Source organism: Tessaracoccus sp., assembly GCF_016714275.1.
In the GTDB taxonomy this organism is placed as follows: Bacteria; Actinomycetota; Actinomycetes; order Propionibacteriales; family Propionibacteriaceae; genus Arachnia.
This window is the reverse complement of the sequence record NZ_JADJNP010000016.1, coordinates 1-7,277: the sequence shown is the minus strand read 5'-3', so window position 1 is coordinate 7,277 and position 7,277 is coordinate 1. Positions and strand designations below refer to the sequence as shown.

11 protein-coding genes are annotated in these 7,277 nt (G+C 70.4%); all 11 read left to right on the top strand.

The genetic code is table 11. The annotated features are described in order from the left end of the window. On the top strand, window positions 1-340 hold a 340-nt coding region (locus IPJ61_RS21385), incomplete at its 5' end, for a terminase small subunit (RefSeq protein WP_297112662.1). Then, window positions 294-1,757, top strand: coding sequence for a hypothetical protein (locus IPJ61_RS21380; protein WP_297112659.1), 1,464 nt, complete (start codon window positions 294-296; stop codon window positions 1,755-1,757). The genes IPJ61_RS21385 and IPJ61_RS21380, both read left to right, overlap by 47 nt. Window positions 1,758-1,784: 27 nt before the next feature. Continuing rightward, window positions 1,785-3,719 carry a phage portal protein gene (locus IPJ61_RS21375; RefSeq protein ID WP_297112656.1) on the top strand — a complete coding sequence of 645 codons (1,935 nt, stop codon included), beginning with the start codon at window positions 1,785-1,787 and terminating at the stop codon, window positions 3,717-3,719. Then, window positions 3,716-4,714 carry a hypothetical protein gene (locus IPJ61_RS21370; RefSeq protein ID WP_297112653.1) on the top strand — a complete coding sequence of 333 codons (999 nt, stop codon included), beginning with the start codon at window positions 3,716-3,718 and terminating at the stop codon, window positions 4,712-4,714. Before IPJ61_RS21375 ends, IPJ61_RS21370 begins: the two co-directional genes overlap by 4 nt. Before the next feature lie 73 nt (window positions 4,715-4,787). Next, window positions 4,788-4,937, top strand: coding sequence for a hypothetical protein (locus tag IPJ61_RS21365; protein WP_297112651.1), 150 nt, complete (start codon window positions 4,788-4,790; stop codon window positions 4,935-4,937). Window positions 4,938-4,939: 2 nt separating this feature from the next. Continuing rightward, entirely contained in the window at window positions 4,940-5,515 is a 576-nt protein-coding gene (locus IPJ61_RS21360) for a hypothetical protein (protein ID WP_297112648.1), read from the top strand. After that, on the top strand, window positions 5,516-5,770 hold the full coding sequence (locus tag IPJ61_RS21355) for a hypothetical protein (protein WP_297112645.1): 255 nt from the start codon (window positions 5,516-5,518) through the stop codon (window positions 5,768-5,770). Next, a complete protein-coding gene (locus tag IPJ61_RS21350) occupies window positions 5,767-6,108 on the top strand; it encodes a hypothetical protein (protein ID WP_297112642.1) in 342 nt (113 codons plus the stop codon). The genes IPJ61_RS21355 and IPJ61_RS21350 overlap by 4 nt, the downstream gene beginning before the upstream one ends. Before the next feature lie 2 nt (window positions 6,109-6,110). Then, window positions 6,111-6,341: a hypothetical protein gene (locus IPJ61_RS21345; protein WP_297112639.1), complete on the top strand. Its 231-nt coding sequence runs from the start codon at window positions 6,111-6,113 to the stop codon at window positions 6,339-6,341. A 205-nt stretch (window positions 6,342-6,546) separates the two neighbouring features. Next, window positions 6,547-6,837 carry a hypothetical protein gene (locus IPJ61_RS21340; RefSeq protein ID WP_297112636.1) on the top strand — a complete coding sequence of 97 codons (291 nt, stop codon included), beginning with the start codon at window positions 6,547-6,549 and terminating at the stop codon, window positions 6,835-6,837. A gap of 201 nt (window positions 6,838-7,038) precedes the next feature. After that, on the top strand, window positions 7,039-7,277 hold a 239-nt coding region (locus IPJ61_RS21335; RefSeq protein WP_297112632.1), incomplete at its 3' end, for a hypothetical protein.

Sequence of the window (7,277 nt, the reverse complement as noted above, 5' to 3'; positions counted from 1 at the left end):
AGCCACCTGGAGGCCGGAAGTGACCACGACTCGCCACCTACGCAACGCTGACGGCCTGCTGGCCCCCGCGGTGGCCGCCACCACCCAGGCGCTCAGCGGGGACGCTGTGGACGCCGCCGCGGTCCGCCTGGCACTACTGCTGGCCGAGTCCATCGACAACGGCGACGGCTGTCCCGAGTGCTGCGGCAAGGCTGGCGTCATCGCCGCGCTCGCCCCCAAGCTGCTGGCCGTGCTGGTCGAGCTGGGCGCAACCCCCAAGGCTCGCGCTTCCGCCTCGAAGGGAGGTGCCCCCGATGCCCAGTCCCCCCTCGACAGGCTCCGTGCTGCGCGGCAGGCCTGAGCCGAGGCTGGGCATCGAGCCTCTCCGGCGCCTGACCCGCAAGACCAGCCTCGGGTATGAGGTGATCGACTTCGCCCGGGACGTCCTGCACGAGCCGTTCTTGCCCTGGCAGGAAGAGGCCGTGATCCGCATGCTCGAGCTGGGGCCGTCGGGCGGGCTCCGGTTCCGTACGTTCCTGATCCTGGTAGCCCGCCAGTCGGGGAAGAGCCACCTGATGCGGGTACTCGGGCTGTGGTTCCTCTACCTGGGCGACGCGCGCCTGATCCTGTCGGTTGCCCAGAGCCTGGACGTCGCCCGGGAGTCGTGGCGGGCCGCGTGCCAGACGATCGAGTCCGACCCCTCGCTGCGCGCCGAGCTGGAGCGGGTCAGCCGGACCAACGGGGACGAGCACGTCTCTCTGATCGGCGGCCGACGCTGGAAGATCGGCGCGGCCAACCGATCGGCCGGCCGCGGGCTGTCGGTTGACGTGCTGTTCATGGACGAGGCGCGAGAACAACGCGACTGGGGGGCCTGGAGCGCGCTCGCCGCCACCACGACGGCCCGGCCGGGCGCGCTCACGTTGGTCATCTCGAACGCTGGCGGTGACGAGAGCGTGGTCCTGAACGCGCTCCGGGACAGCGCGCTCGCCGGGACCGACCCAACCCTGGGCATCGCGGAGTGGAGCGCGCCCGATGGTTGCGACCTGGACGACCGGGAGGCGTGGACCTACGCGAATCCGGGGCTCGGCCACATCGTGTCCGAGCAAGCCATCAGATCCGCGCTGACCACCGACCCGCCCGCGGTGTTCAGAACCGAACGACTCTGCCAGCGCGTGGACACCCTGGCCGACGTCGCCGTGCCGGCTGACGCCTGGGAGGCGTGCCGGGACGCCTCGCTCACCCTCGATGGCCTGCGCGCCCGGGTGGCCGTCTGCATCGACGTCGCGCCCGACCTGGGGCACGTGACGCTCACCGCCGCCGCCGTCGGCGCCGATGGCCGGGTGCGTGTGGAGGCCGTGGCCTCGTGGGAGTCCACTCGTGAGGCGATGGCTGACCTCCCCGAGTGGATGACCAAGATCAGGCCAAGATCCCGAGGCTACTTCAAGGGTCCGACAGACGCTCTCGCCGCCGACCTGGCCACGCTCAAGTTCGAGCCCATCAAGGACGTGACCGCCGCCTGCCAGGCCCTGGCCGAGGCGGTCCAGTCGCGGCGCATCCTGCACCCGGGTGACCCGCTGCTGACCGCGCACGTGCTCGGGGCGAAGCGGTTCCCAGTGGCCGACGGCTGGCGGTTCGTCCGGCGCGGCGTCGGGCACGTGGACGCCGCCTACTCGGCGGCCGGCGCGACGCACCTGGCCCGCACGATGCCCGCCTCCGGTGGGCAGGCCGCGGCTCATCGGGCCACGCGCGACGGAGTCGGTTGCGTGATGCTCGTCTGACGACGGGATTCGTCGTACACTGGCACCGTGAGGTTTCTCGATCGACTCAGGTTCGCCGGTCGTGTGGCCGAGGCAACCTTCTCCGAGTCGATCCCCGAGCTGGTGATGGTTGACGGTGTGATCACCGCCAACTCAGCCGGGTCGTCCCTTCTCGCGGTGACCCGTGAGCGCGCCCTGTCGGTCCCTGGCGTCCTGCGCGGTCGCAACCTCATCTGTGGCATCGCCACGCTGCCGCTGCGGCAGTACGGGCCAGACCAGCGCATCGAGCGTTCCCCGCTGTTCGATCAGATCAGCCGCGACGTCCCCAACTCGGTCATGCTGTCGATGCTAGCCGAGGACCTGCTGTTCGACGCCATCGGCTGGTGGCACGTCACCGAGCGCGGGTGGAACGGCTACCCGTCCAAGGTCGAGCGCATCGCGCCGGACCGGGTGCACCTCAAGCAACCTCCAGGCGGTGAGCCGCTGTCCCTGCTGCCGTCCGGCATCGACCCGGCGTCCGCGGTGTGGATTGACGCCAAGGTCACGCCCGGCCGGGACATGATCCGATTCGACAGCCTGAACCCCGCCTTGCTCACCGCCGCCCGCCGGGCCATTCGCCGCGCCATCGCGCTCGAAGAGGCCGCGGAGATGTATGCGAACGACCCGAGGCCGCTGGACTACTTCAGCCCGGGTGAGGGTGCCGACCCGGCCAGTGACGAAGAGGTCGAGGACGTCCTGACCAAGTGGGCCGCGTGGCGCAAGCAGCGGTCGACGGGCTACGTCCCGGCTGCACTCAGGTACAACTCGGTGAATCAGCCGACGCCGGCCGACCTCCAGTTGGTCGAGCTGCAGCGGCGGGCCGCCCTCGACATCGCGAACGCCATCGGGCTCGACCCCGAGGACCTGGGCATCAGCACGACCAGCCGCACCTACCAGAACGCCACGGACCGCCGCCGCGACCGGATCAACGACGTTCTGGCGCAGTACATGAAGCCGATCACGGACCGGCTGTCGATGGGCGACATCACCAGGCAGGGGTTCTACGTCGGGTTCGACCTGACCGACTACCTCAAGGCCGACCCCAAGACGCGGGCGGAGGTGGCCGCGATCTATCACGGGCTCGGTGCGCTGACCGCCGACGAGATCCGCACGGACGACAGCCGGCCGGCACTCACAGCCGCGCAGAAGCGCGAGCTGCAGCCCGAGCCCGTGCCGGTCACCCCGCCCGTCCCGGCCGCTCCACCGGCTCTGGAGGCCCCGCAGATGAGCACCCACGCCGCCGCCACCTTCTCCGAGGACGACGCCGCCCGGGGGGTCGTCCTTGACGCCAGCCCTCACGCGACGTTCGCTCTCGACCGCGAGTCGCGGACGATCCTTGGCCTGGCCGTGCCGTGGGGCCAGACGGCCCGCTCGGACGGACGGAAGTTCCGCTTCGCGCCCGGCTCGCTCACGTGGTCCGATGTCAGCCGCGTCAAGCTGCTGCGCGACCACAACTACTCCCAGGCCGTCGGCCGGGCCGTCGCCCTCGACTCCGACGACACCGGCCTGTGGGTCCGGTTCAAGGTCGCCGTGGGGCCAGAGGGTGACCGCGTGCTGGCCCTGGCCGCCGAGGGCGTCCTGGACGGCCTGTCGGTCGGCGTGTTCCCCCCGGACGGCCATGACAAGATTGTCGGCACCATCGCGGCTGACGGCACGTTCGACGTCGCCCCCGGCGGCGGCGCTCTCCGAGAAGTGAGTCTCTGCGCAGTACCCGCATTCGACGACAGCCGGGTGACCAGCATCGCGGCGTCCTCCACCGAAAGGGATCTGATCACCATGTCCGACACCGCGACCGAGCAGACCGCTCCCGCGCCGGCCGCCACGTCGGCCACCTTCTCCGCCACCGACCTGGGCGCAGCAGATCCGGGCCCGCCGTCCGCGATGCGCTCGGTTCCGTCGAGCGTCCCGCCGACGTCAACCCGAACCGGGCCACCCTGGCCGTGACCGAAGAGGCCCCCTACCGGTTCAGCGGCGAGCGCGGCGCTCACGAGTTCAGCTCGGACGTCTTCGACATGGCCTCGAACCGCGCCGACGGTGAGACCGCCCAGCGCGTCGAGAAGTTCATGTCCGCCCACTTCGCCGTGGCGACCACCGACGTCAACGAGCTGAACCCGACCGGCAACCGCCCCGAGATGTACGTGGACCAGCGGTCCTACAACTACCCGGTGTGGGCCGCGATAGACAAGGGGAGCATTTCGGACAATACGCCCTTCACGTTCCCGAAGTTCAACTCGGCCGGCTCCCTGGTCGCCGACCACACCGAGGGCACCGAGCCGGGCCTGGGCACCTTCACCACCACGCTGGACACCGTGACCCCCGCGCCGCTGTCCGGCAAGGTGGAGGTGAACCGTGAGGTCATCGACCAGGGCGGCAACCCGCAGGTGTCCGGGCTGATCTGGCGTCAGATGGTCAAGGCGTGGGAAGAGGCCAAGGAAGCCAAGGCCGTCGCGCTGCTGGCCGCCGCGTCCCCGACCGCCATCACCCTCACCACCGCTGCCGCGGACGACGCGCTGGCCGGTGAGATCGACGCCGCTTTCGTCGCGCTCCAGTACGTGCGTGGCGGGTTCACGATGGACACCGCGTTCGCCCAGATCGACCTCTACAAGCGGCTCGCCGCCGCTGTGGACTCGTCCGGTCGGAAGCTGTTCCCGATCCTGGCCCCGCAGAACGCGAGCGGCACCGCCCGCAGCCGGTACAGCGCGATCGACGTCTCTGGCGTGACCATGCTCCCCGCGTGGGCACTGGAGGCGACCGGCAGCGTGTCGGCCAAGAGCTACCTGTTCGACCGGGAGTCGGTGCACGGCTGGGCGTCCGCCCCGCGGAAGCTGGATTTCGACTATCAAGTCAAGAGCGTGTTCGTCGGCATCTGGGGCTACGCCGCGGCCGTGATCAGCGACCTGGCCGGCGTCCGCGTCATCAACTACGACCCGACCGCGTAGCCCGCTCCCTGGGCGCGGCCGAATGTGGGTCCGGTCGCGCCCAGGGTCCACGCACTCTCTGGAGGTGAATCCGTTGGTACGCAAGCAGAACACCAAGGCCGCACCCGAGGCCGTCGATGAGCCGACGGTGGAGACTCCGACCGCCCCAACCGGCCCGCTCGACCGGCGTACGGCTCACGCCGGTCGAGCGGTGCAGGACCGGCGCGAGCGGTTCCGGGAGTAGCCGTGACCACCTACCTGCTGGGCCAGGCGGTGCCGCTGGCCTACGCCGTCACGGATGAGACGGGCGAGGCCGCCAGTCCGGCGACCGCCGTCCTCACCATCACCAAGCCCGACGGCACCACGGCCACGCCCACGGTCACCGAGGACGCCGACACCGTTGGGCTGTTCGTCCTGGACTACGTGCCCACGGTGGTCGGCCCGCACGCCGCGGTGTTCGTCACGACCGTGCCGCCCGGTGCCGAGGCCACCACGTGGCTCGTCGCCTCGGGTGCTCAGTACCCGGTCAGCCTGGACGACGTGAAGGCGTACATCGGCACCAGCGCGGCCACGGACGTCAACCTGGCCGACGCGCTGGCAGCGGAGTACGCGGCGCAGGCCGCCCGGTGCCGGACCGGCCTCTACACCGACGACCTGCGGCAGGCACTCCTGCGGCGGGTTCAGTGCAACATCGCGCGGCGCTCTCTGCCGCTCGGCATGACCCTGGGGGACAACGACGCCGGGACGTCCTCCTACGTGCCCGGCCAGGACCCCGAGGTGCGGCGGCTCGAAGCCCCGTACCGGCGAATGGTGGTGGGCTGAGTGGCAACCGCGACGACGACCAAGCAGGCGATCAGCGACCAGGGCGACATCGGCGTCTGGGTGATCAACACCGGCGCGGTGAACCTGCTGGTGGAGTGCCAGGGCGTGACCACCACGGTCACCCCCGGTTCCGAGGCGAACGTGGGCACCCGCGGCTACTGGGCGTTCGCCAAGACCGCCTCGGGGACCACCACGTTCACCGCCCAGCCGAAGGGCTGGCCCCTGCGGTTCGGCTACGACGGCGGCACCCCGTGAGCATCGAAGGCAAGCGCGCCGAGATCGCCGCCGCCCTGTCCGACGTGGACGGGCTGACCGCCACGCCCTACCCGCCGTCCACCATGGTGGAGGGCCACGCCTGGCCCCTGTGGGGAGGCGCCGAGCCAGCCGAGGGGTACGCGCTCGAGCACACCTGGCGCGTGTTCGTGGTCCTGCCGGCCGACCCCAAGGCCGCGAGCGTCCGCTCTGACGAGCTGCTCTCGGACGTGATGGACGCACTCCGCCCCGTCGGCTACGTGGACGCGGCAGAACCGATCGCACTACAGACCAGCGGAGGCGACCTAAGCGCTCTCCGATTCACGATGAGGAGTGAGTAACCATGGCTGCACCCGCTGGTGCCTACGTCGTCCGCGACTGCGTGATGACCGTGGAGGGCACCGACTACGCCAACCAGGTCACCAAGGCTCGGCTTGTCCCCGAGACGCCGATTCAGACCCTGCGCACCCTGGTGCCGGACGGCATCGTTCAGGACGTGGACTCGACGTCCTGGGTTCTCGAGCTGGCCGGGATTCAGGACTGGGCGAACGCCCAGGCCTGGCCGACGCGCTGAACGACAACAAGGGCCTGGAGATCGACGTCGTACTGACCCCTCGGGCCGGCACCGGCAAGCCCAAGGCCACGTTCGTCGCCATCGCCATGCCGGTGCCCTTCGGCGGCGAGCAGGGCCAGTTCGCCACCTTCGACGTGTCGCTGCCGGTCATCGGTCAGCCCACGTTCGGCACCGTCGCCTGATCCGCGGAAGGGACTGACCCACAGTGCATGACCTGACCGTTACCTACGACAACGGCTCCACCGAGGACGTCACCGCCGGGCAGCGCGAGCTGGCCGAGTTCGAGCTCCAGCCGTTCGGGTGTAGCTCGCTCGAAGCGCTCCACACTCGGCCGGTGGTGTTCGTCCGGTACCTCGCCTGGGCTGCGCTCAAGCGGCAGGACCGTCTGCCCAAGAAGGGGATGCCCTACTCCGCGTGGGGCGAGCTGGTGGAGACGGTGGCGTTCGCGGACACGGAGAGCGCTGAGACGCCGGACCCTACGAAGCCGGGTCAGTGAGGCGCGCTCTGCTCTCGCTGGCCCTGGCCTCGGGACAGCCGTTCTTGAGGTGCTCCAGTGGGAGGATCGGGACATCGCAACGGGCATGGGATCTGATCAACGCATCACGGGACGGAGGGCAGGACGGACGCCAGCCTCGCGGGTGCGGAGTCGTTCCGCGCTCTGTCCTGTGACCTGCGTGGCATCGCTGAACGCAAGGAGGTGCCCGAGCAGCTCAAGGTCGAGCTACGCGAGCCCCTCCCCGCGTCCGGGAAGGCATCAGAGCAGCCGCACGGCGCGATCTCCCGGCCCGGAAACGGCCCATGCGCGTGGGTGGCCAAGGCCAGGATCACGGCGTCCGTACGGGTCTCCACGTCCACCCGGGCGGGCATCACGCTGCGCGCCGGCCGCAACTCCACCGGTGCCCGTTCCGACCTGGCAGCCATCGACCGGGGTCGCCT